Raw genomic sequence first — 22,732 nt, 5'->3', positions numbered from 1 at the left:
CACGATAGTCGGGTGCCCGACACAAGCGATGCAGCCGACCCCGATCTGCTGCTCGACTTCAGGCAGGTGTCGCTGCAGCGCGGCGGCAACGTCCTGGTGGGGCCGCTGGATTGGGCGGTCGAACTCGACGAACGCTGGGTGATCGTCGGGCCCAACGGGGCCGGCAAGACCTCGCTGCTGCGGATCGCCGCGGCGGCCGAACATCCCTCATCCGGTGTGGCTTTCGTGCTCGGCGAGCGGCTGGGCCGCGTCGACGTCACCGAGTTGCGGTCCCGGATCGGGCTGAGCTCGTCCGCCTTGGCGCAGCGGATCCCCACCGACGAGGTGGTGCGCGACCTCGTCGTCTCGGCCGGCTACGCGGTGCTGGGCCGGTGGCGGGAGCGCTACGAGGACGTCGACTACCAACGCGCGATCGACATGCTGGAGAGCCTGGGCGCCGAGCACCTCGCGGACCGCACCTACGGAACGCTGTCGGAAGGCGAGCGCAAGCGGGTGCTGATCGCCCGCGCGCTGATGACCGATCCCGAACTGCTGTTGCTCGACGAGCCCGCCGCCGGCCTGGATCTGGGCGGCCGCGAGGAGCTGGTGGCTCGGCTGGCCGACCTGGCCGCCGACCCCGACGCGCCCGCCCTGGTGCTGGTCACCCACCACGTCGAGGAGATTCCGCCCGGGTTCAGCCACTGCATGCTGCTCTCGGAAGCGCGGGTGGTCGCCGCCGGATTGCTGACCGACGTGCTGACCGCCGAGAATCTGTCCACCGCGTTCGGCCAAGCGATCGCCCTCGACGTCGTCGACGGGCGCTATTTCGCGCGGCGCGTCCGTAACCGCGCAGCCCACCGGAGGCCGTTATGACATCACCCGACCAAGCCCCCCTGGTCCCGCGCCCGGCCGCGACCGTGATGCTGGTCCGCGAGACGCGCAAGGGCATCGCCGTGTTCCTCATGCGCCGGCACGCACAAATGGAGTTCGCCGCGGGCACGGTGGTGTTTCCCGGCGGCGGCGTCGACGACCGCGACCGCAACGCCGACATCGCCTGGGCCGGCCCGTCGCCGCAGTGGTGGGCTCAGCGCTTCGGCGTCGAACCCGACCTGGCCGAGGCGCTGGTGTGCGCCGCCGCCCGCGAGACCTTCGAGGAATCCGGTGTGCTGTTCGCCGGGCCCGCCGACGACCCGGACAGCATCGTGGGCGACGCCTCGGTGTACGGCGAGGCCCGGCACGCGCTGGCCGAACGGTCGCTGTCGTTCGCCGACTTTCTGCGCCGGGAAAATCTGGTGCTGCGCTCCGACCTGCTGCGGCCGTGGGCCAACTGGGTCACCCCGGAAGCCGAGCGCACTCGCCGCTATGACACCTACTTCTTCGTCGGCGCCCTCCCGGAAGGCCAGCGCGCCGACGGCGAGAACACCGAATCCGACCTGGCGGGCTGGACGACGCCGCGGGCCGCGATCGACGACTTCGAGGCCGGACGCCTATTCCTGCTGCCCCCGACGTGGACGCAGCTGGACTCGCTGGCCGGGCGGACGGTCGCCGAGGTGCTGGCCGTCGAGCGCCAGATCGTGCCGGTGCAGCCGCATCTGGAAATCCAGGGTGACAACTGGGTGTTCGAGTTCTTCGATTCGGACCGCTACCACCAGGCGCGGGAGGCGGGCGGCCTGGGATGGCGGCATTGAGCGAGTTCGTCAGCGTGGTGGTCAGTGACGGCTCGCAGGACGCCGGGCTGGCGATGTTGCTGCTGTCACGCCCACCGACCAACGCGATGACCCGCCAGGTCTACCGGGAACTCATCGCGGCCGCCGAGGAATTGGGGCGGCGCGACGACGTCGCCGTGGTGATCCTGTTCGGTGGTCACGAGATCTTCTCCGCGGGCGACGACATGCCCGAACTGCGCACCCTGCGGGGCTCCGAGGCCGAGAGCGTGGCGCGGGTCCGGCAGGAAGCCGTCGACGCCGTGGCGGCGATCCCCAAGCCGACCGTCGCCGCGATCACCGGCTACGCGCTGGGCGCCGGTCTCACCCTGGCCCTGGCCGCCGACTGGCGGATCAGCGGGGACAACGTCAAGTTCGGCGCGACGGAGATCCTGGCCGGCCTGGTGCCCGGCGGCGACGCGATGGCCCGGCTGACCCGGGTGGTGGGCGCGAGCAAGGCCAAGGAGCTGGTGTTCAGCGGCCGTTTCGTCGACGCCGAGGAAGCCCTGGCCCTGGGCCTCATCGACGACATGGTGGCCCCCGACGACGTGTACGACGCCGCCGCCGGGTGGGCGCGCCGTTTTCTCGACGGGCCGCGGCACGCGCTGGCCGCAGCCAAGGCCGGAATCAACGACGTCTTCGACCTGGACACCGTGGAGCGGCGCGCCGCCGCACGCCGGCGTTACGTCGAGGTGCTCTCCGCCGCTGGTCAGGGCGGTGACGAAATGGCGGATCCCGACGGCCGTTAGGCTGCCCTGCATGACCAGTTCGACCGACGCCGTTCCGACGCCCCACGCCACCGCCGAGCAGGTGGAAGCCGCCCGGCACGACAGCAAGCTGGCCCAGGTGCTCTACCACGACTGGGAAGCCGAGACTTACGACGACAAGTGGTCGATCTCCTATGACCAGCGCTGCATCGACTACGCCCGGGGCCGCTTCGACGCCATCGTGCCGGACCAGGTGCAGCGCGAGCTGCCCTACGACCGGGCCCTCGAATTAGGCTGCGGCACAGGATTTTTCCTGCTCAACCTGATCCAGTCCGGGGTCGCCCGGCGCGGATCGGTGACCGACCTGTCGCCCGGCATGGTCAAGGTCGCCACCCGCAACGGGCAGTCGCTGGGCCTGGACATCGACGGCCGGGTCGCCGACGCCGAGGGCATCCCGTACCAGGACAACACCTTCGACCTGGTCGTCGGGCACGCCGTGCTGCACCACATTCCCGATGTGGAGCTGTCGCTGCGCGAGGTGATCCGGGTGCTGCGCCCCGGCGGCCGGTTCGTCTTTGCCGGTGAGCCGACCAGCGCCGGCGACGTCTACGCCCGCGAGTTGTCCACCCTGACCTGGCGCATCGCCACCAACGTCACCAAGCTGCCTGGCCTGGGTGGCTGGCGGCGCCCGCAGGCCGAGCTCGACGAATCCTCCCGGGCCGCGGCGCTGGAGGCGATCGTCGACCTGCACACCTTCACGCCCGGTGACCTGGAGCGGATGGCCGCCAACGCCGGTGCCACCGAGGTGCGGACCGTCAGCGAAGAGTTCACCGCCGCGATGTTCGGCTGGCCGGTCCGCACCTTCGAGGCGTCGGTGCCGCCCGGGCGGCTGGGCTGGGGCTGGGCGAAATTCGCCTTCAACGGCTGGAAGACGCTGAGCTGGGTGGACGACAACGTGTGGCGCCGCGTGGTCCCGAAGGGCTGGTTCTACAACGTGATGGTGACCGGGGTCAAACCCTCCTGAGCGTCGGACTGCGCTTCAGCACGGTGACGATGCAGGCCGCGTAGCGGCGTGAGGAGGAGCCGCGATCAGGTTCAGCACGGTGACGATGCAGGCCGCGTAGCGGCGTGAGGAGGAGCCGGCCATCAGGTTCAGCACGGACGACGTCGGCTATCTGCGGTCGCACGCGGGCGCTGCGGCGCTGGCGGACGTTGCCCGGCTCGAGCTGACCGACGCCAACCTGCTCGCCGACATTGCCGCGGCGCGCGCCCGATTCGGCGATCGAGCGGCGGCGCTGGTCGAGACGGTCCAGTTGCGCCGCCGCGCACTGGACAAACTGGGCGAGCTGGGCCCGGAAGTGTCGGATTGGCTGTTCACCGACGAGGCGCTGCAGCAGGCTACGGCGGCGCCGGTGGCCTTGCACCGGGCCAACCGGCTGGCCCGGCATGGCAGCGTCGTCGTGCACGACGCGACCTGTTCGATCGGCACCGAGCTGGCCGCGCTGAGCGGCCGCGGGATCGCCGTGGTAGGCAGCGACATCGATCCGGTGCGGCTGGCGATGGCGCGCCACAACGTGGGGGAGTCGGCCTGGATCTGCCGCGCCGACGCGCTGCGCCCGGTCACCCGCGACGCAGTGCTCGTCGTCGACCCGGCCCGGCGCGTCGAGGGCCGGCGCCGGTTGCGCATCGACGACTACCAGCCCGCCCTTGGCACGTTGCTCGACACCTACCGCGACCGAGAGTTCGTCGTAAAGTGCGCCCCCGGTATCGATTTCGATGAGGTGCGACGCTTGGGCTTCGCCGGGGAAATCGAGGTGACGTCGCATCGCGGCTCGGTCCGGGAAGCCTGCCTGTGGTCGGCCGGGCTGGCCCAGCCGGGTGTGGGTCGGCGGGCGAACCTGCTGGATCGCGATGAGCAGCTCACCGACAACGACCCCGACGACTGCCCGGTGCGCCCGGCCGGGCGCTGGATCGTCGACCCGGACGGCGCCGTGGTCCGGGCCGGGCTGGTGCGCCATTACGCCGCGCGGCACGGGCTATGGCAGCTCGACCCCGAGATCGCCTACCTGTCCGGCGATCGGCTGCCCGCTGCCGACCGCGGGTTCGAGGTGCTCGAACAGCTGGTCTTCGACGAGCGCCGGCTCCGCCAGAGGCTGTCGACGCTGGACTGCGGATCGCTCGAGGTGCTGGTGCGCGGGGTGCGGGTGGACCCGGACGCGCTGCGCAAACGGATGCGTTTGCGCGGGAGCCGATCGCTGTCGGTGGTCATCACCCGCATCGGTGCCCGAACCTCCAGCCGCACGATCGCGTTCGTTTGCCAACCCTCCCGATAGGGCCGGTACGCTGGCGGCGTCACTTCTCCGGGTCGCCGGCCCTGGCTAGTTTGCGAGGACCATTCCACGATGCGTTATCTGATAGCCGCTGCGCTGCTCGCGGCCGCGGTCTCGGTGGGGTGGCCGGCCGCGGCCGAGCCGCCGTCGTGTGCCGGCCTGGGCGGTAGCGTCGACGCCGGCCAGATGTGTCATCTGCACGCCACCGGCCCCAACTACACGCTCAACATGACCTTTCCCGCCGACTATCCGGACGGACAGGCGCTGGCCGACTACATCACCCAGAACCGGGACGGCTTCGTCGCCGTCGCGCAGAGTTCCGGGGGGCGCGACCAGCCCTATCAGCTGGAGGCCACCACCGAGCAACACTTCGCCGGACAGCCGCCGCACAACACCCGCAGCGTCGTGCTCAAGTTCTTCCAGGACGTCGGGGGGGCGCACTCGTCCATCTGGTACAAGGCGTTCAACTACAACCTCGGGACCAAGCAGCCCATCACGTTCGACAACCTGTTCCCGCCGGGCACGACGCCGCTGGACGCCATCTTCCCGATCGTGCAGCGCGACCTGGAACACCAAACCCCGTTGGGCGCCGCGATTTTGCCGTCGACCGGACATGACCCGACGCACTATCAGAACTTCGCTATCACCGACGATCAACTGATCTTCTACTTCGCCCCGGGCGAGATGCTGCCGGCGTTCGTCGGGCCGATGCAGTCCCAGGTGCCGCGCAACGCCATCCCGCCGCTGGCCATCTAGTCCTGAAGGAGCCTCAGACCGGGCCGGCCCGCAACTCCATGGCCACCGCGGCGAGCATCAGCGCCACCTGCGCGACGCAACCGATGAGCGGGACGAAGAAGGCCCGCCTGCGACGCACCAGGAAGTACACGGCGACCGCGATGTCGGCGACCAAGAGGGCGGCGCCGCCCCAGGTGCCCAGGTTCATCGCCCGGTCGATCCAGGCGGGATCGCCGCATTTCCGGGAACCGCAGGCGTCGGTGCTCATCACCAGCAGGCCGAGCAGCGCAAAGCTCGCCGCGTACAGGCCGCCGTGGATGACCAGCAGGACGGACGTCGCCACGGTGTCGGCGGTGCCGCTGCGCGGGGTTGCGGTGGTGGGTGTTGTCGCGGCGCCTGGCGCCGCCGGCTCGTGGATCGGCACCACAGCAGGATGTCCCGGTCAGGCCGGCGCGAAACCGTAAACCTGGCCGTCGCTGGTGGCCGCCACCACCCGGCGATCGGTGCCGACCGACACCCCGACCGGATAGCCGGTGGCCGCGGGCATCGGGTAGCTGCCCAGGGTGCGGCCGCTGCCCGGATCGAAGATCAGCAGCGACATGCCGGGAGCGCCGTTCGCCGGCGGCCCGCTGGCCACGGTGTAGCCGACGCCGCTGCCGGCCAGGCTCGACGTCGACAGCGGCAGGACGTCGTCACGGCGCCACACCTGATCGGCGTGATCACCGGCATCCTTGAACGCCGCCAGCTTCGTGTCGGGCCCGCCGCCGGCCACGATCAGCCCCTGCGGAGTGACCGCGGGCGGCGTCTGCGCCAGGAAGCCCAGCGGCGCCGACCATTTCACCTTCGCGTCGGCGGCGCGCAGTGCCCAGAGTCGTTGGTCGCGGCCGTTGACGTAGACGGTCGACCCGTCGGCCGACAGCACCGGGCTGGCGATGACACCGGCGCCCACCGCGTCGCTGGTCCATTCCCGGGTCAGCAGCGGCGTCTGCCCGGGGTGGTACTTCAGCCCCACCAGACCCGCGGCGGGGGCGCCGGGCTGCCAAACCCCGAGCACCACCACCCCGTTGGTCGCCGAGAAGGCGGGTGCGGCAGCGACGGGACACCCTTGACGGGCCGGCGCGCAGTCGGCCAACCCGCGGGCGGCGTCGGTGGGGTCGACGCTGTCGACCAGATCGAGTGGGCTGCCCGCCACCTGGCCGCGATGCGAGTCGAAGACCAGCACCTGCCCCAGGTGGGTGGCCACCAGCAGCGCGCCGTGCCCGACGAAGCGCGGCGTGGTAGGCATCCCGATCACCGGTTGGCGCCACCGCGTCCACTGGGTGACCGGGAACGACAGCAGCGCTCCGGGCTGGCCGACGTAGAGGTTGTCGAAGCCGTCGAGCAGCGGGCCGCCGAAGCCGCCGCCCTGCACCAGGCGCACACACCAGCGCTGTCGCCCGTTGTCGTTGTTCTCCCATTCCATCAGCGAGCATCCCGCCGAGGTCTGGGCGTTGAGGGCCAGATAGCCGCGCGGGCTCAGCGCCGGGCCGGCGGCCAGGCTTCCCTTCACCGACCGGGTCCACTGCAGCGAGAGCCTGGTGGCCCCGTCGGTGGCGGTGTAGCTGCTGTTGGCGGCGTCGGCGTACGGCGCGGGCCAGCCCTGCGCGGCCGAGGCGTCGACCCATGAGTCGGTGTTGCCGCAGGCGCCGAGCAGGACCGCGACCACAGCCGCCAGCACCACGGATGACCAACGCTTGAGCCCACTGACGAGTTGTCGGGCAAGCACCTTCGCTTTTCCAAATCCTTCTGGGGAGGCGGGCCGCGCGCAGGCAGACCCGGCCGCTCGGCGGCAATCGAGTACAGGTGAGGGTAACCCGTGGCGGTTCGCGGGCTCGCGATTGACCGAGTTAGGCTGTCCGGCCATGACGAGCATGTGGGGTGCACCGGTCCATCGCCGCTGGCGTGGATCGAAATTGCGGGACCCGCGCCAGGCCAAATTCCTCACCCTGGCCTCGCTGAAATGGGTGCTGCGCAACCGTGCGTACACCCCGTGGTACCTGGTGCGGTATTGGCGGCTGCTGAAGTTCAAGCTGGCCAATCCGCACATCATCACCCGCGGCATGGTTTTCCTCGGCAAGGGCGTCGAGATCCACGCGACGCCGGAGCTGGCGCAGCTCGAGATCGGCCGGTGGGTGCACATCGGCGACAAGAACACCATCCGCGCGCATGAGGGCTCGCTGCGGTTCGGCGACAAGGTGGTGCTGGGCCGCGACAACGTGATCAACGCCTACCTGGACATCGAGCTCGGCGATTCGGTGCTGATGGCCGACTGGTGCTACGTCTGCGATTTCGACCACCGGATGGACAACATCAACATGCCGATCAAGGACCAGGGCATCGTCAAGTCCCCGGTCCGGATCGGCCCGGACACCTGGGTGGGCGTGAAGGTGTCGGTGCTGCGCGGCACGTCCGTCGGGCGGGGTTGCGTGCTCGGGTCGCACGCGGTGGTCCGCGGGGTGATTCCGGACTACTCGATCGCGGTGGGCGCCCCGGCCAAGGTGGTCAAGAACCGCCAGCTCGCCTGGGAGAGCTCGGCCGCGCAGCGCGCCGAACTGGCGGCCGCCCTGGCCGACATCGAGCGCAAGAAGGCCGCCCACTAGCCTGCGGCTGCTCGTCGATCGGCTTTCGCGGTCACATGTGCTGATAGCGGCGCAGCGCCTCGGCGCGCTCGGTGGCGTGATCGACGATCGGCGCGGGATAGCCGTCCGGCCGCCCGCCCTTGCGCAGGTGCACGTCGTCGGCCGAGCGCAGTTCGGGTACCCAGCGCCGGATGTAATCGCCCGAGGGGTCGAACTTCTCGCCCTGCGTGGTCGGGTTGAACACCCGGAAGTAGGGGGCGGCATCGGTGCCGCAGCCCGCGCACCACTGCCAGCCGTGCTGGTTGTTGGCCATGTCGGCGTCCACCAGCTGGTCGAGGAACCATCCGGCGCCCCATTGCCACGGCAGATGAAGGTCCTTGACCAGAAACGAGGCCACGATCATCCGCACCCGGTTGTGCATGAAACCGGTGTCGCGCAGCTGACGCATCCCGGCGTCGACGAAGGGAAAACCGGTCTCGCCGGCTTTCCACGCCTCGAAGCGGCGGTTGGCCTGGGCGCCGGTGTCGGTCGGAATGCCGTCGAAGTCGCTGTTCCAGTTGCGCCAGGCGCTGGCCGGCCAGTGGTGCAGCACGTCGGCATAGAAGTCGCGAAAAGCCAACTCCCGCAGGAACGTTTGCGCCCCACCGCTGCGCAGATCCAGGTCGGCGACCAGGGTGCGCGGATGAATGGCGCCGAACTTCAGGTGCGCTGACATGCGGCTGGTCCCGGTCAGGTCCGGCCGGTTGCGGTCCTCGGCGTAACTCTGTAATCCGTTGTCGACGAACGACTTCCATTGCTTACGTGCCGCCGCCTCACCTGCGGCCACCTCCAGCGCAACCCCGGGATCGGGAATCGCGCACTGCTTGATCGGCAGCTGCGCCGGATCCAGCCAGCGTGCGGAGCTCGCGGTCGACTTCGCCGGTTCGCGCCAGCCGGACTTCTGCCACTGGCGCAGAAAGGGGGTGAACACTTTGTAGGGTGAGCCGTCCGGCTTGGTGACGCGGCCGGGAGAGACCAGATACGGCGAACCGGTCGCCACCAGCGACACCGAACCCAGTGCCGCGCGGACCCGCTCGTCGCGGCGCTTCCCGAACGGTGCGAAGTCTTCGGACACGTGCACCGACGACGCACCGATCTCCTTGGCGATGCGCGGAATCTGCGTGTGGGGCTGCCCGCGGGTGACGAGCAGCCGGCCGTCCAGATCGTCGCGCAGCCGCCGCAGCGAGTCCCCCAGGTGCTGCAGCCGGCGTTGTCCCGACGACTTCTCCAGGCGCGGATCGAGCACGAAGCACGCGAGCACCTCATCGTTCTCGGCCGCGGCGACCAGGGCCGGATGGTCACGCAACCGCAGATCGCGGCGAAACCACAACAGTGCCGGCATGAGCTAGCGGTTGAGTCGCCAGATGTGGGTGGACAGCACGGTGGCGAAGCCACACCACAGCGGATAGGGCAGCAACGCCAGCCCGCCGCGCGGCGTGGCCTGGGCGGTGCGTCTGACCAGGTCGGCGCTGCTGGCGGTCAGCGCCGCGGCGCCGACCGCGGAGGCGCCCAGTTTGTGATAGCCAAAGAACAGCCAACTCCACCCGGCGTTGAGGAGCAGGTTCGTTGCCAGCGCCACGGTGTAGTTGCGCGCCTGGTCGTGCTGGCCGGCGGCGCGGAACCGGTCGAGGGTTACCGCCGACGTGACCGCGATGTCACCGTAGAGCGTGGTCCACGCCGCGGGGAAGGCGGCGCGGGGTGGCTGGTAGGAGGGCTTGCGAAGCCGCGAGTACCACCGGGGGATGGCGTGGCCGCTGGCGATGCTTCCGGTGCCGGCGGCCGCGGCGACGGCCAGGCTGGTCGCCGCCAGTGTCGAGGAGTTCACGCTGTGCTCCGTTCTGATGGTTTCGGGTCCGAGCCCTACACTACGAACACAACCCTTTCAGTTTGTTAAACATTAATCAACTGAAATGACGTATCGTCGCGTGCGGGCGCGGCACTACGCAGGAGGGGGCACTATGGACAGTATGGGCGCGGGGCCGGGGCAGTGTCGGACGCGAGGGGGTTTCGGCGATGACCGCTGACCGGGGCGAGATGAAGACCCGCAAGCGGCGGCACATCGACGTGTGCCTGACCGAACCGGTCGGCTACGACGGCGTCACCACGGGGTTGGACCGCTACGAGTTGCCCTACAACGCGCTTACCCAGACCAATCTGGACGACATCGATTTGTCCACCACCTTTTTCGGCGCCACCCTGCTGTCTCCGATCCTCATCGGTGCGATGACCGGCGGTGCCGAGCTGTCCAGGACGATCAACCGCAATCTGGCGGCCGCCGCCCAACAGCTGGGCCTGGGCATGATGCTGGGTTCGCAGCGGATCATGCTCGACAGTGCACTGGGTGAACGCGCCGCGGCCAGCTTCACGGTGCGCGATGTCGCCCCGGATGTCCTGCTGTTCGGCAACATCGGCCTGGCTCAACTGACGAAGACCGCGGTGCCGGATCTGGCGAAGGCCCTCGACCGGGTTGGCGCCGATGCTCTTGCCGTGCATACCAATCCGCTCCAGGAAGCGATGCAGCACAACGGCGACACGGACTTCTCCGGATCGCTGAGCCGGTTGCGCGAGGCCGCCGACAGCATCGACTGCCCGGTGCTACTCAAGGAGGTCGGGCACGGGATCGGTGGTGCCGCGGCCGCGGAACTTGCGGGAGGAGAAGGCGGATTGCCCGTCGCCGGGATCGACGTCGCGGGTGCCGGCGGCACATCGTGGTCGCGGGTCGAGCAGTTCGTGCGGTACGGCGAACTGCGCTATCCGCACCTGGCCGATTGGGGTATCCCCACCGCCCGCGCCATCGTGGAGGTGCGTCAGGTACTGCCGGCGATTCCGTTGGTGGCATCCGGTGGCATCCGTACCGGCATGGACGCGGCCAAGGCGATCGCGCTGGGTGCCGATGTGGTAGCGGTGGCGCGGCCGCTGCTGCCCGCCGCGATCGAATCGTCTGCCGCGGTGGTCGATTGGCTTCAGCCGTTCATCGACGAGCTGCGGATCTGCCTGCACGGTTGTGGTGCCGCACGCTTGGCGGACCTGCGCGATGTCGACTTGCTCTGCGTGACCTAGGTCCGCGCACGTGGCTGTCATCTTGGCGTACGGCTCGCCGGCCCTGGGGCATCTGCTGCCGACCGGGGCGCTGCTGGCCGAGCTGGCCCAGCGCGGCCACGACGTTCACCTGCGCACCATGTCGGCCGGCGTCTCGGCGATGCGATCGGTCGGCGTGCACGCCGAGCCGGTCGACCCGGACATCGAGGCCGTTGCCGGAAACGACTGGCAGGCGCGAAACGCGTTGGGAGTGCTGAAGTTTTCGATAGATGTGCTGTGCCGGCGGGCCGTGCTGGAAGTCGGCGACTTCCGGCGCGCCGTGGACGCGATCCGACCGGATGCGGTAATCGTGGACGCGAACTGCTGGGGCGCCCTGACGGCCGCGGACGCCGGCGATATCCCATGGCTGCTCTTCTCACCGTTTACGCCGTATCTGCGCTCCCGCGGAGTGCCGCCCTTCGGCCCCGGAATGCGTCCGCTGCCCGGCATCGCCGGCGACCTCCGTGACGCCGCGGTGCGGCCGATCGTCAGGCACGTGTTCGACCGGCCGATGTTGCCCCGCATCAACGCCATTCGCGCTGAGTTGGGTCTCGATCCGGTCGCGTCGGTGGACGGCTTCATGCGGCGTGCGCCCCTGGTGCTGGCCGTCGGTGGCGAGCCGTTCGAGTATCCGCATCCCGGCTGGGCCGGTGTGGTGCATCACATCGGGGCCTGCGTATTCGAGCCCACGCCGGCGGCGGTGCCGGAGTGGATCGACGCCATCGACCGTCCGATGGTATTGGTGAACACCTCCTCGCTGCGCCAGGGTGACGAGGCCCTGGGACGAATTGCCCTGCGCGCGCTGGCAGACGAAGACGTTCACGTTGTGGCGACTTTTCCGGCCGGCGTACCCGCCGATCTGCCGCGGCCGGCCAACGCGACCGTATGCCGGTTTGCGCCGCACGCGGCGATACTCGACAGGGCCAGCTGTGCCATTACGCATGGCGGGATGGGGACGACGCTCAAGGCCCTCGATCGCGGTGTGCCCGTCTGCGTGGTGCCGTTCGCGCGTGACCAGGCCGAGGTCGCGCGGCGGGTGGAGGTGGCCCGTTGCGGTACCCGGCTGGCCGCGAGCAAGCTCACGCCGTCGCGGTTGCGGGCCAAGGTGGGCCGGGCGATGACGATGGCCGCCGGCGCGCACCGAGTGGCGGCCGGGTTGGCCGCGACGGGAGGGGTGGCGTACGGCGCCGACCTGATAGAGCAGCGGCTAATGGGCTGTGCGGCCGAGTGGCCGGTTTACTAGACGCTACGTTTCACCGTGCTGCGGCGGCCTTTGCCCGTCGCGCGCTTGGGTTCGGCCGCGGGCGCTTGGGGACTCGGCGCGGACAGGCGCGATTCGAAGCTGGCCATCGCCTCGATCATCGACGTGAACACCCGATGCGCCGCCACCAGGTCGCGGTCGGGAAGGTCGGCAAGCGCGGTATGTAGTTCGGCGCCAAGGGGAGTGAAGAACGACCGGGCCAGGGCCATCGCCGGCTTCTCGTAGCGCAGCAGGGTCTTGCGCCGGTCCTGAGGGTCGGGTTCGCGCCGGACGTGGCCGGCGTCGATCATGCGGTCGACGAGGTAGGTGATGGCGGCCGGTGAAACATCCATCCGCCGTCGCAGCTGCGCCGCGGTCAGCGGTTCTCCCGCGGTTTCGGCGACCATGATGTGCAGCAAGGCGTGGAAGTCGGTGCCGCTGACGTCGTTTTGGCGAGCGAAGTGCCGGCCGATGCGGTCGGACTGCGCAGTGATCGCGCGCATGTCGGCCGACATCAGTTTCTCGAGTTCGGCTCGGCTTAATCGCCGGTCAGTGGCGGCGCGCTTGGTCACTTACCCGCATCCTTCTTGCAAGACACGCCGGCCAGCGTATCGGCGGCCGCTGATCGTGGCCGGCGAGGCGCACGGGCGTGGCTATCAGCGTACGGCACCCACCTCGGCCCGCCTCGCGCGGCGGCTCACCCGCACCCGGCGGGCACTCTTCAGGACTTCGCCGGGTCGTGGCCCCAGTTCATCAACGAGTATCGCCACGCGCTGTCGTCGATATTGCCCTGCGGCCGTTGCGCCAGGTGACGTTTGGCGTAGCCGACTACCTTTCGCATGTGCGCATAATCGGTGGACTCGTCACCGTCCCGCTTTGGCCGACACCAGCTCCCGTGCAGTCATGTTGACGGTGTCCCGGAAGTGGGCCCAGGTGGTTTGTCGATCATCGGTCATGGCATTGCTCGTGGATTCCGTTGACGCGCATCACTTTACGCGACGCAGCGCGGTTGGCTTGTGCACCGCGTCCGCACCCGTCTTGTCGCTGCGCACCCGGTACTGCGGTTCGTCTTCGGATGCCCGCACCGTGCGGCCGGCGGCTTCGGTGTCGGAGGTGATCTTCCCTTGCACCGTACCCCGGACCGTGGTGCCGTGGCTTTGCCACTCCACCTTGTCGCCGTTGTAGAATTCGCTGTCGCTCATAATGATTCATCTTCCGCGGAATCGTCATCGGGGGACGCGGTGTGGGCCGGATGACCGGCGGTGCGGCGGCGATCCTTCAGTGCCATCTCGTGGAGGTGGCGCTGACCGTCGGTGAGTCGGGTTCGCACCAGTTGTTCGGTCTCTTTGAAACAGCGGTAGTAGCCGTCGTCGTACTCCTCGACGATCTGGAAGCTCCACCGGCCGGCTAGGACGTTGCGCCCGATCAGCTCGCGGCTGATGTGCCGGGCCAGGTCGGCCTCGCCGATTTGCTGCAGCCGCGCTACCGCCTCGTCGAGCTGTAGGTCGGCCCGACCGGTGAGTTGATGAAAGGAATACAGGTGGCCGCGAGCACGCTCGCTGGTTTCCAGCGCCTCGGTCACGCGCCCGACCGCCTGCGCAACGCCGTCAATGTCCGTCCGGTCGCTCATCGCATTCCTTCCCCGCGCTGGCGTATGCATTCCCCCCACGAGGGGGCCCGAACCGTCGACACCGGCATCCATCGATCCACCGCCCGGCGGTTTGAACGAGTGCGCCTCGGGTATCTGACCTGACGATGACTGTGATCGATACTTCCCGGCGGCTGGGGCGCGCGGAGCGCAAAATGTTGCGCCTGCAACGACGTTTGTGGCTCGCGCAGCTGGCCATGTGGCCCACCGTGATCGTGCTGGCGGTGTTGCTCGTGGGCGGTGGGCTGTGGATGGTGCGGCGGCGGTCAACCGGCGGTCGGCATGCCGCAGCGCCGGCGACCAACGGCCAGGCGGCTGCGCACACCCCAGCCAACGGCGGCTAACCCGCGGCGCCGGGGCCCGGTTATCCGAGTCCGGCACGGACCTGGTAGCGGCGTTCGGCATAGGCGAGGTCGTCGCGCCAGAGCCTGGTGGCCGCATAGCGCATAAGGGGTGTGATCAGCGGCGCCGCTCGGGCGGCACGGGTGAAACCGGGCCGATCCGAATGCGCGATGGTGGCTTCCAGGACGGCGGTGCGGGGCCGGCCGTCGGGGCCCGAACCCATTGGCGTGGCGTGGGTTTCGACGACGCTGCCGGTGCCTTCGCCGTCCACGATGCGCATGACGATGGTACGGGCCTGCGGGCAGCTGAATTCCGCGACCACGGGCACCCCCAGGCGTCCCATCCGGAACGTCACCGCCACCAGGAATCGGTCGGCTTGTTCGGTCGGCGTCGTGAGCACGTCGAGCCGGGTGAACGAGTAGGGGTGAAACCACGCGCCGTGCCACGGATCGAGGCGGTTGGCGACGATGTCGCTCGGTTCACAGACACCCACCGCGCGGGCGACCGCGCTCAGGGTGCCCCCGGTCGGCCGCTGCGCAATCACCGGGCGGTCCAGCGGCTCCTCCTTGCCCACCGCGTCGAGCCGCACCCATGCCAGGACGCCGTCGTCGTGACTGGGCAGTGGGCTCCAGCCGAATTCGCGAGCGTGTCCGTCCAGCGTCAGCCCGTGCCAGCGGCAAATCAGCGTGCCCCGGTGCACGGTGCCGGTGGCGAGGTCGGCGCCCAGGTGGGGACAACTGCGCGGCCCCACACACAGCCGGCCCCGCTCGTCGCGCCAGGCGACGACCTCGACACCGGCGACGCGCGTGCCGAACGGCCGCCCGCCGGGCACCTGCTCGCTGGCGGCGAATGCATACCAGTTCCCGGTGGGTCTGCGCTGGGAGCGCTGCAGGGCTGCCTCGATGATGGCGGGCTGCGCGTCACGATATGTCGGGCGCTGCTCCGCCCATGACATGCGCGGAATCACTTGCAGCGGCCATCCTTTGGCCCGGGTGGCAGACAGGCGCTGTTGGAGCTGTTCGCGGATGTTCATGCTCGGTTGGCTCTTTCGCGGGCGGCCAGCCAGCGCAGCAGTGGTGACCGGCCCTGGGTGGGTACCGTGGCCAACGGATGTCCGGCTAATCCCCATCGTTGCAGGAGTTGGTTTGCGGCGCACCAGCCGGTGGTGGCCGCGCGCTCCATGAGTGCCACCGGCAAGTCGATGCGGATGGCGTCGCCGGCCAGCAACAAGCCCGGCGTGGGCGTGATGACCGGGGGCCGGCAGGGGTAGGAGCCGGGCGAAAACAGCGGGCAGTCGCTGCGATGCAGCAGCTTCTCGTGGACGATCCGTGCGGCCGCGGTTTCCGGATATATCCGGTGCAGTTGCCGTAACGCCTTGTCCCGGGGCGGTGCGGAATCCAGTGCATACGAGTGCAGTTCGACGACCGAGCCGTGATGTGCGGCGGCCCAGTTGCGCGCCTCGCGTTCGTAGCGATCCAGCACGCTGATGTTGTCGAGTGGTTCGTGGCCGGCCGTGCCCAGGAAGGCGGGCCGGTGCGCCGCGACGGGGCGGTCGAGCCACAGCCGATGCACGGCGAACGGCGGGGCGGTGCGAAGCCGCGCTATCTTGGTGCGCCAGTCCTCGGTCCCCAGGTCGCTCGACGCCGCGACGATCCGCTGTAAGCCCGCGATGTCGGCGGCCAATACGACGGCGTCGACGTCGGCGGGGGCATCGGAATCGGTATGCACCCGGAAGGGCCGCGCCGGCTCCGTCTCGATGCTCAGGACTTTGGTGGCGAGCCGGAACCGAACGCCGCGCCCCTCGAGGTAGCCGCGCAGGGGCTGCCACAGGGCGCTGTCGTAATTCGCGTTCGGCACATCGAAGATCAGGCCTTCGGAAGACCCCAGGAAGTAGATGTGGAACATGGTCGCCAACTCGGCCGCGGAGAGCTTGGCGGGGTCGGCGAAGAAGCTGCGGGAGAACACCTCGAACGCCAGATGCCGTGCGGCCTCGGGGAATCGGATGTCCTCGAGGAAGGTCGCGGCGTCGGTGTGGTCCAGGCGCTGATAGGTGCCCGGCACCGACACGGCGGCCAGTGGTGCGGCCGCGCGGGCGTCGATGCGGGTGAAGTCCCGAAGCCGGAACGTCGGGCTGCGCGCGGCGAACATCACCGCGTTCCACGGTGGGGTACGCGGCAGGCCGCGGAAGCTGTCGCGCCGCCCCGCTCCGTCGATCAGCGGGTAATCCTCGACGGGAGTGAGCATCCGCAGTTGCGGGTCGATGCGGCTCAGCAGGGCGCGCAGGTTGTAGTACTGCCGGAAGAACGCGTGAAAGCCGCGGTTCATCGCGAGCTCGGCGCCGTCGTCCCGCTCGGTCCAGCCGCCGACCCGGCCGCCGAGGTAGGGCTCGCTTTCGATGACCTCGACGGCGACACCGCGCTCGGCCAGCCCGGTGGCGGCGGTCAGCCCGGCGATCCCGCCGCCGACGACGGCCACCCGCGGGCGCGACGGCAACGCATCGGCATCCGGCAATCCCGTTGGCGCGGCGAAGGTTCGGCGGCGGCGGTCGGCGGTCATAGCGGCGCATCTGCCAGGAAGGTGTGCACGATGTTGGCTTCCCAGCCGGGCATCGTCTCGCTGTGCACCGCGGTGAAGCCGGCGTCGGCGAGGCGCGCCCGGAATCGCGCGGCGCCGTCGAACGCCAGCACGCTGCGCCACAGGTAGCGATACAGCCCGGTGTCCCTGGTGCGCCACCACCCGGCGGGGATGATGATGCCCCAACACACGAGGTGCCAGACGCGGGTGGCCGCGCGGGAGTCGCGAACCGAATATTCGTGCACCGCCAGCGTGCCGCCCGGACGCAACAAATCGCGAAACCTGCGCAGCTGGGCGTCTCGGTCGGCGACGTTGCGGATCAGGTACGCGGCCAGGATGCCGTCGAATGGTCCGGTGATCCCGTGATCGGCCAGCCGTTCGACGGGGGTGTGCACGAAGCGCACCGATGCGGGCCAGTCCTTGGCACGCGCCGCGTCGAGCATTCCCCGCGACGCGTCGACGGCGACGATGTCGGCCTCCGGCGCGACGGCGAGCAGCGCGGCCGTCGAGGCGCCGGTGCCGCACCCGGCATCGAGCAACCGTAATCCCTTGCCGCGCGCCGGAATCCGCATCCGGCGGGCGGATAAGGACAGCTGCTGGTGATAGCCGGGGCTGGAGCCGACCAGCCGGTCGTAGGCCGGCGCGCCCGCGTCGAACGCGGCCGCCAGCTCGGCGGGGCCCGCATCACCGACGCGCACGTTGCCGCTCCCACAGCAGCAGCACCGCGGTGACCAACGCGAAGCCGAACAGAAAATCTTCGATCGGGATGTCGAACGGGAAACGCACGCCGCTCAGCTGCCGATCGTCGTAGCTGACGATGGGCGAGCTGAGCTTGGTCAGCCAGCCGTCCACCGGGATCTGGAACCCCAACACGATCAGCATCGACAGCCAGTACGCCGGCCGCCGGAAGAGCCCGGTCCGCAGTACCGCCAATTCCAGTGCGCAGACCAGCAATACCGCAAGCGCGGCCGGCAGGGTGTAGCCGAGCCCGGTCATCGGCGGTGCGCCTTGCCCAGGATGGTGCTCACCGCGTTGTAGGTCAGTAACCCGCACACCGGAATGACGAGGAAAAACAGCACCTCTTCGATCGGCACCCGGAATGGGATGGTCACGCCGCACAGGTAGGCGCGGTCGTAGGTCCACACGTGCGCGGCGACCGCGATCTCATCCCAGATCAGAAACACCGCGGCCACCGGCACGACGGCCTTGACGGCCCGTCGCCACTGCCGGTAAACGCCGGGACCGAAGATTTCCAGCGGCGCGGTGATCACCAGGCATGCGGCGAGCACCGCCAGGTATTGCCACCGATCGCTCATTCGGCCCCCGATAGACGAACGCCCCGCGCGCTGTTCCGCGCCCGCCACGACCGTATCAGTCCCGCGCCGGCGACTCGAAGCCGTCGCACCTGGCCGACGGTGGCGCGGTGGTCGAACACCGCGAAGTCGCTTCGTTCGATGCAGTCCAAGATCTCTGAATACAATGCGGCCGCGGTCGCCACGCACGGTCGCGAGCGGTGAGCAAGCGTGGCGATTCCCTGCACTGCGAACCGGTAAGTCTGCCGGGTGATTTCGTGCTGGCCGACCAAGGCCCGCCGTACCCGCGGATCGGTGCGGCGGTGCGCGTGGCACCACATCAACAGCTCTCGGTCTACGCCGTCGGCGGCCAGTTCGTCGGCCGGCAGATACACCCGGCCACGCTGCAGGTCCTCGTCGATGTCACGCAGGAAATTGGTGAGCTGGAACGCCCGGCCCAGCGCGGCGGCGTACGGCTCGGCCTCCCGCACCGGCGTCACGGTTCCCAATATCGGAAGCACTTGCAGCCCAATGGCTTCCGCCGAGCCCCGCATGTAGTGATTGAGGGCCTTGCGGTCGGGATAGTCGGTGACCGTGAGGTCCATCCGCATCGAAGCCAAAAAGTCCTCGAACAGCCCGGCGCTGATCTGATAGCGCCGCACGGTGTCGGCTACCGCGGCGACCAGCGGGTCATCCAGGTGAGCGCCGTCGGAGAAGAACCGCTCCGCCAGCCGCTGCAGTCGCCGGCCCCGGACGTCGGCGCCGACGCCCGGGTCGAGATCGTCGAGGATGTCGTCTGCGTACCGGGCGAAGCCGTACAGCGCGTGCACCGGCGGCCGCTGGTCGGGCGCGAGCAGCCGGGTGGCCAGAAAGAAGGTGCGGCCATGCGCGGCATTGAGTTCGCGGCATCGGCGGTACCCGTCGCGTAGCAGCGGATCGTCGATTCCGGCCGCGGCCAGCTCGCCGCGCATCATGGCAAGCCGGCTCTCAGGTCGAAGTGCGCGGTCGATCGCTTGGGGATGCCGGTGATGCGGTCGGCGGCGAGCCGCCCGGAGATCAGCGTGGTCGGAACGCCGACACCGGGCACCGTTGAGGACCCGGCGAGCACCGCGTTATCGATGCCGCGCACCATGTTGCCCGGCCGGAACGGTCCGGTCTGACCGAAGGTATGGGCGAGCGCGAACGGGCTGCCCGCCGCCATGCCCCGGCGCGCCCAGTCGGCCGGCGTGACGACGTCCAAAACCGTTGCGCCGTAAGGTAAACCGGGCAGCAGTCGATCGGCGACATGCGCGATTATGTCTTCGACATAGGCGTCGCGGGTACCGGCCCAATCGATGGTGCCCCGATCCAGGTTCGGCGCGGGGGCGAGCACGTAGAGCAGGTCGCGCCCCTCGGGAGCCAGGGTCGGGTCGCTGGCCGTCGGCCGGGTGACCAGTAACGACGGGTCCCGCATGAGTTGTCCGTCGCGGACGATGTCGGTGAACGTCTGATCCCATGCCGCACCGAACAGGATGGTGTGGTGGGCCGTATCGGAGGCCACGGCGGGACAACCCAAGTGCGCCACGACGGCCGAGGGGGAGGGCCGCAGCCGCAACGCACGCCGCGGTGTGCGGCCCAGCAGTGCGTAGGTCTGCGGCAGCTCGGTGGTCAGCACCACCGCGTCGCAGGCGATGCGTCCGGATTGCTCGGTCAGCACGGCGGTGACCCGCCCGCCGGTGCGTTCGAGCGCGGTAACGGTTGCGCCGTAACAGAACCGGACGCCGGCGTCGGCGGCGGCCGCGGCCAGTGCGTCGGGCAGCGCGCGCACGCCCCCGCGGGGGAATACCACACCCGAGATGGTGTCCATGTACGCGATCACCGCGTACACCGCCAGGGCGTCGCGCGGCGCCACGCCGGCGTATAGCGACTGGAAGGTGAAGATCCGCTGCAACCGCGCATCACTGATGTAGCGCTTGACCATCCGGTCCCACTTGCGGAAACCGCCGAGTGCGGTCAGCCGCGCCAACTGCGGGGTGAGCAGCGACAGCGGCGAATCGAAGTTCGCGGCGATGAAGCCGTCGAATTCGGTGCGGTACAACCGCGTCAGCCACTCCCGCAGTCGCCGGTAGCCCGCTGCCTGCCCGGAGCCGGCGAACTCTGCGACGGCGTCGGCCATCCGATCGGCGTCACTGTGCACGTCGAGCGCACTGCCGTCGGCGAACACGGCGCGGTACGCCGGATCGACCGTCAACAACTCCATCCGGTCGGCGATCCGCTCGCCCACAGCCGCGAACGTCTCGTCGATGATGTCCGGCATGGTCAGCACCGTCGGCCCGGTGTCGATCCGGTAGCCGTCGATGTCGAGGCGACCGGCCCGCCCGCCCGGCCACGGCTCGCGTTCCAGCACCGTGACCGCGCGTCCGCGGCCGGCCAGGTGCAGCGCCGCCGAAAGGCCGGCCAGCCCGGCGCCGACCACCACCACGTGATCGGTGCGCCCGTCGATGCTCCGCATGATCAGCATGCTCCCTGGTCGGTACTACTCATTCGGCGCGATCCGTGCAGACGGCCGCCATTTCGGCCAGCGCGGTGCGAACGGGCTCGTCGATCGGCAAGTCGCCGAGATGGTCGCACGCGGAAGCGACGCGGTCACCGATCATCCGCTCGATCAGCTGCACCGCTCCCGTCTCGACGATCAGCGCCTTCCACCGGTCGATCGCCTTGTCGTCGAGGGTCTCACGATTCGCCAACTCGACGAGCTCGCGCCGGGTGGGCGCATCGGCCAGTTGGTGGGCGGCCACCACGACGCTGGTCGCTTTGCGCTCGAGCAGATCGCCGGCACCGGGCTTGCCGGTTACGGCAGGCGAGCCGAAAACACCGAGCACGTCGTCGCGAAGCTGGAATGCCTCGCCGACGGCGGCGCCGTAGCGGCCCAGTTGGGACAGCGTTCGATCGTCGCATTCGCCCATGGCGGCGCCGATTTCCAGCGGCCGGCGCACCGTGTAGTTGCCCGATTTACGCCGTGCCACGTCGAGCACGACGTCCAGGCCCGGCGCTTGTCGCGCGTCGTTGGTCAGGTCGGCGAATTGCCCGACGGCGAGCTCGGTGCGCATCGCGTCGTAGCGCGGCCACGCGCGGTGCAGGCGTCGGGGCTCGACGCCGCTGTCCCGCAGCATCTGTTCGGCCCAGATGAGGCAGAGGTCGCCCAGCAGAATGGCGGCCGATTCACCGAATCGCCGCGACGAGCCGGACAACCCGCGCTCCCGATGCCACTGGCCGAATTGCCGATGCGCCGACGGCCGGCCGCGCCGTTCGTCGGAACCGTCCATGACGTCGTCATGCAGCAACGCAAAGGCGTGCAGCAACTCGAAACTGGCCGCGGCCCGCCGTGCTGCGTCGTCGGGCGGTGCGCCGCACAGCCAGCCCAGGTACACGAAAGTCGACCGCAGGCATTTACCGCCAGAGACGAACTGAACCAGAATGTCGCCGGCGGCGTCGATGCGCGCGTCGTCCAGTTCGCCGACACGTCGGGCGACGACGAAATCGGCGACGTCGCCCAACACCATCCGCCGCAGGTTCGATCGCCATGCTTCGAAGTCGTCAGCGCTCAGCCAGCCGATCGCCACGGGCGGTGACGCCGTGGCGGGTGAAAACGACAAAGTTCTCATAGTTCCCAACCGCTCCCTCCACGGACGGCCTGGTGTGACCAGGCCTGCGCGGTCTAAACACCGGCGTCATACCCGCTGATGAGGCGGGCAAAACCACGGCGCCGACCGTCAGACGAGACCCTCGCGTCGCCCGCTACGACATACCCATCTTGTTCAAAAACTTAAACATTAATTTAATGAACTTCACCGGCGTGCGCCAGTCGAGGCGACGGACGGGGCGCGGTCGCGGTCCCGGTGCGGCCGTCCACGGCTCGGCTAGAACATTAAGTAACTGAAATACCTCTCCGATGAGCGATATGCTCGCAGCGTATGGACGATCATGCGCGGCGCTGCGGTCGTGACGAGCTGGAGTCACTGATCTCGGCCGATCTGCGGGAACTCTCAACCGAGTCCGATCAGATCGGCCGATTGTTCGCGCTGCTACATAGTCTGCACCCCAATGATTTTCGTGCGTTGCTCTACATCATGGTGGCCGAGGTCGACGGGCGGCCGATGACCTCGAGTGACCTCCGCCAATTGATGGGGCTGTCGGGTTCGGCGATCACCTATCTGGTTGACCGGCTGATCGATGCCGGCCACATCCGTCGCGACGGCCACCCCGTCGACCGGCGAAAGGTGGTGCTGCGCAACGATGAATCCGGTTTAACCACCGCTCGGTCGTTCTTCGGTCCGCTGAACGCCCACGCGCGAGTCGCGCTGGCCGACCTACCGGATGCGGACCTGACGGCCGCGCACCGAGTTTTCGCCGCGCTGATCCACGCGCTGCGGCGTTTTCGGGAGGAGTTGGGTGGTGAGTGAAACCC

Annotated in this window: 27 protein-coding genes; 11 read left to right on the top strand and 16 right to left on the bottom strand. The window is 69.3% G+C overall.

Annotated features, from left to right (window positions below):
- The first annotated feature begins 12 nt into the window (after window positions 1-12).
- From ACIUM1_RS07120 to ACIUM1_RS07095, 6 genes are all read left to right on the top strand, one after another.
- Window positions 13-852 (top strand): ABC transporter ATP-binding protein, encoded by an 840-nt coding sequence (locus ACIUM1_RS07120; RefSeq protein WP_406816511.1) that lies wholly within the window; start codon window positions 13-15, stop codon window positions 850-852.
- The gene (locus tag ACIUM1_RS07115) at window positions 849-1,667 is read left to right on the top strand and encodes an NUDIX hydrolase (RefSeq protein ID WP_406816510.1); all 819 of its coding nucleotides are present in this window, start codon (window positions 849-851) and stop codon (window positions 1,665-1,667) included. Before ACIUM1_RS07120 ends, ACIUM1_RS07115 begins: the two co-directional genes overlap by 4 nt.
- The gene (locus ACIUM1_RS07110; RefSeq protein ID WP_406817576.1) at window positions 1,664-2,431 is read left to right on the top strand and encodes an enoyl-CoA hydratase; all 768 of its coding nucleotides are present in this window, start codon (window positions 1,664-1,666) and stop codon (window positions 2,429-2,431) included. The genes ACIUM1_RS07115 and ACIUM1_RS07110 overlap by 4 nt, the downstream gene beginning before the upstream one ends.
- Before the next feature lie 10 nt (window positions 2,432-2,441).
- Complete coding sequence (locus ACIUM1_RS07105; RefSeq protein ID WP_406816509.1) at window positions 2,442-3,413, top strand: class I SAM-dependent methyltransferase; 972 nt, start codon at window positions 2,442-2,444, stop codon at window positions 3,411-3,413.
- Window positions 3,414-3,534: 121 nt separating this feature from the next.
- Window positions 3,535-4,722 carry a THUMP-like domain-containing protein gene (locus ACIUM1_RS07100; protein ID WP_406817575.1) on the top strand — a complete coding sequence of 396 codons (1,188 nt, stop codon included), beginning with the start codon at window positions 3,535-3,537 and terminating at the stop codon, window positions 4,720-4,722.
- Between the two features lie 69 nt (window positions 4,723-4,791).
- Window positions 4,792-5,475 (top strand): esterase, encoded by a 684-nt coding sequence (locus tag ACIUM1_RS07095; protein ID WP_406816508.1) that lies wholly within the window; start codon window positions 4,792-4,794, stop codon window positions 5,473-5,475.
- Between the two features lie 13 nt (window positions 5,476-5,488).
- On the opposite strand, the gene ACIUM1_RS07090 is transcribed toward ACIUM1_RS07095, so the two are convergent.
- Window positions 5,489-5,878 (bottom strand): DUF6264 family protein, encoded by a 390-nt coding sequence (locus ACIUM1_RS07090; RefSeq protein ID WP_406817574.1) that lies wholly within the window; start codon window positions 5,876-5,878, stop codon window positions 5,489-5,491.
- Between the two features lie 18 nt (window positions 5,879-5,896).
- Window positions 5,897-7,174, bottom strand: a complete 1,278-nt coding sequence (locus tag ACIUM1_RS07085; protein WP_406816507.1) for a PQQ-binding-like beta-propeller repeat protein — start codon at window positions 7,172-7,174, stop codon at window positions 5,897-5,899.
- 181 nt (window positions 7,175-7,355) lie between these two features.
- On the opposite strand from ACIUM1_RS07085, the gene ACIUM1_RS07080 reads away from it, so the two are divergent.
- Complete coding sequence (locus ACIUM1_RS07080) at window positions 7,356-8,093, top strand: acetyltransferase (RefSeq protein ID WP_406816506.1); 738 nt, start codon at window positions 7,356-7,358, stop codon at window positions 8,091-8,093.
- Between the two features lie 31 nt (window positions 8,094-8,124).
- Here ACIUM1_RS07080 and ACIUM1_RS07075 read toward each other — a convergent pair whose 3' ends face one another.
- Complete coding sequence (locus tag ACIUM1_RS07075; protein WP_406816505.1) at window positions 8,125-9,453, bottom strand: cryptochrome/photolyase family protein; 1,329 nt, start codon at window positions 9,451-9,453, stop codon at window positions 8,125-8,127.
- Window positions 9,454-9,456: 3 nt separating this feature from the next.
- Window positions 9,457-9,936, bottom strand: a complete 480-nt coding sequence (locus ACIUM1_RS07070) for a TspO/MBR family protein (RefSeq protein ID WP_406816504.1) — start codon at window positions 9,934-9,936, stop codon at window positions 9,457-9,459.
- A 188-nt stretch (window positions 9,937-10,124) separates the two neighbouring features.
- On the opposite strand from ACIUM1_RS07070, the gene fni reads away from it, so the two are divergent.
- On the top strand, window positions 10,125-11,171 hold the full coding sequence (gene fni / locus ACIUM1_RS07065) for a type 2 isopentenyl-diphosphate Delta-isomerase (protein ID WP_406816503.1): 1,047 nt from the start codon (window positions 10,125-10,127) through the stop codon (window positions 11,169-11,171).
- Between the two features lie 10 nt (window positions 11,172-11,181).
- Complete coding sequence (locus ACIUM1_RS07060) at window positions 11,182-12,432, top strand: glycosyltransferase (protein WP_406816502.1); 1,251 nt, start codon at window positions 11,182-11,184, stop codon at window positions 12,430-12,432.
- On the opposite strand, the gene ACIUM1_RS07055 is transcribed toward ACIUM1_RS07060, so the two are convergent.
- The 4 genes from ACIUM1_RS07055 to ACIUM1_RS07040 form a co-directional block, all read right to left on the bottom strand.
- A complete protein-coding gene (locus ACIUM1_RS07055) occupies window positions 12,429-13,001 on the bottom strand; it encodes a MarR family winged helix-turn-helix transcriptional regulator (RefSeq protein ID WP_406816501.1) in 573 nt (190 codons plus the stop codon). The genes ACIUM1_RS07060 and ACIUM1_RS07055 overlap by 4 nt on opposite strands.
- A 149-nt stretch (window positions 13,002-13,150) precedes the next feature.
- Complete coding sequence (locus tag ACIUM1_RS07050) at window positions 13,151-13,270, bottom strand: DUF3140 domain-containing protein (RefSeq protein WP_406816500.1); 120 nt, start codon at window positions 13,268-13,270, stop codon at window positions 13,151-13,153.
- 145 nt (window positions 13,271-13,415) lie between these two features.
- Window positions 13,416-13,631 carry a DUF2945 domain-containing protein gene (locus ACIUM1_RS07045; protein WP_406816499.1) on the bottom strand — a complete coding sequence of 72 codons (216 nt, stop codon included), beginning with the start codon at window positions 13,629-13,631 and terminating at the stop codon, window positions 13,416-13,418.
- Complete coding sequence (locus ACIUM1_RS07040; protein WP_406817573.1) at window positions 13,628-14,059, bottom strand: hypothetical protein; 432 nt, start codon at window positions 14,057-14,059, stop codon at window positions 13,628-13,630. The genes ACIUM1_RS07045 and ACIUM1_RS07040 overlap by 4 nt, the downstream gene beginning before the upstream one ends.
- A gap of 125 nt (window positions 14,060-14,184) precedes the next feature.
- On the opposite strand from ACIUM1_RS07040, the gene ACIUM1_RS07035 reads away from it, so the two are divergent.
- Window positions 14,185-14,421 (top strand): hypothetical protein, encoded by a 237-nt coding sequence (locus tag ACIUM1_RS07035; protein WP_406816498.1) that lies wholly within the window; start codon window positions 14,185-14,187, stop codon window positions 14,419-14,421.
- Between the two features lie 20 nt (window positions 14,422-14,441).
- Here the strand turns inward: ACIUM1_RS07035 and ACIUM1_RS07030 are convergent, their stop codons facing one another.
- Genes ACIUM1_RS07030 through ACIUM1_RS06995 form a run of 8 tightly spaced genes read right to left on the bottom strand, consistent with a single transcriptional unit; the run spans window position 14,442 to window position 21,929 of the window.
- Window positions 14,442-15,452 carry a DUF5914 domain-containing protein gene (locus tag ACIUM1_RS07030; RefSeq protein ID WP_406816497.1) on the bottom strand — a complete coding sequence of 337 codons (1,011 nt, stop codon included), beginning with the start codon at window positions 15,450-15,452 and terminating at the stop codon, window positions 14,442-14,444.
- The gene (locus ACIUM1_RS07025) at window positions 15,449-16,975 is read right to left on the bottom strand and encodes an FAD-dependent oxidoreductase (protein ID WP_406816496.1); all 1,527 of its coding nucleotides are present in this window, start codon (window positions 16,973-16,975) and stop codon (window positions 15,449-15,451) included. Before ACIUM1_RS07025 ends, ACIUM1_RS07030 begins: the two co-directional genes overlap by 4 nt.
- Window positions 16,972-17,691, bottom strand: coding sequence for a class I SAM-dependent methyltransferase (locus tag ACIUM1_RS07020; protein ID WP_406816495.1), 720 nt, complete (start codon window positions 17,689-17,691; stop codon window positions 16,972-16,974). Before ACIUM1_RS07020 ends, ACIUM1_RS07025 begins: the two co-directional genes overlap by 4 nt.
- Complete coding sequence (locus ACIUM1_RS07015; protein WP_406816494.1) at window positions 17,678-17,989, bottom strand: lycopene cyclase domain-containing protein; 312 nt, start codon at window positions 17,987-17,989, stop codon at window positions 17,678-17,680. The genes ACIUM1_RS07020 and ACIUM1_RS07015 overlap by 14 nt, the downstream gene beginning before the upstream one ends.
- The gene (locus tag ACIUM1_RS07010) at window positions 17,986-18,309 is read right to left on the bottom strand and encodes a lycopene cyclase domain-containing protein (protein ID WP_406816493.1); all 324 of its coding nucleotides are present in this window, start codon (window positions 18,307-18,309) and stop codon (window positions 17,986-17,988) included. The genes ACIUM1_RS07015 and ACIUM1_RS07010 overlap by 4 nt, the downstream gene beginning before the upstream one ends.
- On the bottom strand, window positions 18,306-19,259 hold the full coding sequence (locus ACIUM1_RS07005) for a phytoene/squalene synthase family protein (RefSeq protein ID WP_406816492.1): 954 nt from the start codon (window positions 19,257-19,259) through the stop codon (window positions 18,306-18,308). Before ACIUM1_RS07005 ends, ACIUM1_RS07010 begins: the two co-directional genes overlap by 4 nt.
- Entirely contained in the window at window positions 19,256-20,776 is a 1,521-nt protein-coding gene (gene crtI / locus ACIUM1_RS07000; RefSeq protein ID WP_406816491.1) for a phytoene desaturase family protein, read from the bottom strand. The genes ACIUM1_RS07005 and crtI overlap by 4 nt, the downstream gene beginning before the upstream one ends.
- A 28-nt stretch (window positions 20,777-20,804) precedes the next feature.
- Entirely contained in the window at window positions 20,805-21,929 is a 1,125-nt protein-coding gene (locus ACIUM1_RS06995; RefSeq protein ID WP_406816490.1) for a polyprenyl synthetase family protein, read from the bottom strand.
- Between the two features lie 309 nt (window positions 21,930-22,238).
- Here ACIUM1_RS06995 and ACIUM1_RS06990 point away from each other — a divergent pair, with 309 nt between their 5' ends.
- Window positions 22,239-22,727: a MarR family winged helix-turn-helix transcriptional regulator gene (locus tag ACIUM1_RS06990; protein WP_406816489.1), complete on the top strand. Its 489-nt coding sequence runs from the start codon at window positions 22,239-22,241 to the stop codon at window positions 22,725-22,727.
- Window positions 22,728-22,732 lie beyond the last annotated feature (5 nt).

The sequence above is a fragment of the Mycobacterium sp. M23085 genome (genome assembly GCF_045343915.1).
In the GTDB taxonomy this organism is placed as follows: Bacteria; Actinomycetota; Actinomycetes; order Mycobacteriales; family Mycobacteriaceae; genus Mycobacterium.
This window is presented reverse-complemented; position numbering and strand designations above follow the sequence as displayed.

Coding starts and splice junctions, on each gene's coding strand:
- ACIUM1_RS07115 (WP_406816510.1), top strand. CDS start 849: ATGACATCACCCGACCAAGCCCCCCTGGTCCCGCGCCCGGCCGCGACC.
- ACIUM1_RS07105 (WP_406816509.1), top strand. CDS start 2,442: ATGACCAGTTCGACCGACGCCGTTCCGACGCCCCACGCCACCGCCGAG.
- ACIUM1_RS07095 (WP_406816508.1), top strand. CDS start 4,792: ATGCGTTATCTGATAGCCGCTGCGCTGCTCGCGGCCGCGGTCTCGGTG.
- ACIUM1_RS07080 (WP_406816506.1), top strand. CDS start 7,356: ATGACGAGCATGTGGGGTGCACCGGTCCATCGCCGCTGGCGTGGATCG.
- ACIUM1_RS07075 (WP_406816505.1), bottom strand. CDS start 9,453: ATGCCGGCACTGTTGTGGTTTCGCCGCGATCTGCGGTTGCGTGACCAT.
- fni (WP_406816503.1), top strand. CDS start 10,125: ATGACCGCTGACCGGGGCGAGATGAAGACCCGCAAGCGGCGGCACATC.
- ACIUM1_RS07050 (WP_406816500.1), bottom strand. CDS start 13,270: ATGCGAAAGGTAGTCGGCTACGCCAAACGTCACCTGGCGCAACGGCCG.
- ACIUM1_RS07045 (WP_406816499.1), bottom strand. CDS start 13,631: ATGAGCGACAGCGAATTCTACAACGGCGACAAGGTGGAGTGGCAAAGC.
- ACIUM1_RS07040 (WP_406817573.1), bottom strand. CDS start 14,059: ATGAGCGACCGGACGGACATTGACGGCGTTGCGCAGGCGGTCGGGCGC.
- ACIUM1_RS07035 (WP_406816498.1), top strand. CDS start 14,185: ATGACTGTGATCGATACTTCCCGGCGGCTGGGGCGCGCGGAGCGCAAA.
- ACIUM1_RS07030 (WP_406816497.1), bottom strand. CDS start 15,452: ATGAACATCCGCGAACAGCTCCAACAGCGCCTGTCTGCCACCCGGGCC.
- ACIUM1_RS07025 (WP_406816496.1), bottom strand. CDS start 16,975: ATGACCGCCGACCGCCGCCGCCGAACCTTCGCCGCGCCAACGGGATTG.
- ACIUM1_RS07015 (WP_406816494.1), bottom strand. CDS start 17,989: ATGACCGGGCTCGGCTACACCCTGCCGGCCGCGCTTGCGGTATTGCTG.
- ACIUM1_RS07010 (WP_406816493.1), bottom strand. CDS start 18,309: ATGAGCGATCGGTGGCAATACCTGGCGGTGCTCGCCGCATGCCTGGTG.
- ACIUM1_RS07005 (WP_406816492.1), bottom strand. CDS start 19,259: ATGATGCGCGGCGAGCTGGCCGCGGCCGGAATCGACGATCCGCTGCTA.
- crtI (WP_406816491.1), bottom strand. CDS start 20,776: ATGCGGAGCATCGACGGGCGCACCGATCACGTGGTGGTGGTCGGCGCC.
- ACIUM1_RS06995 (WP_406816490.1), bottom strand. CDS start 21,929: ATGAGAACTTTGTCGTTTTCACCCGCCACGGCGTCACCGCCCGTGGCG.
- ACIUM1_RS06990 (WP_406816489.1), top strand. CDS start 22,239: ATGGACGATCATGCGCGGCGCTGCGGTCGTGACGAGCTGGAGTCACTG.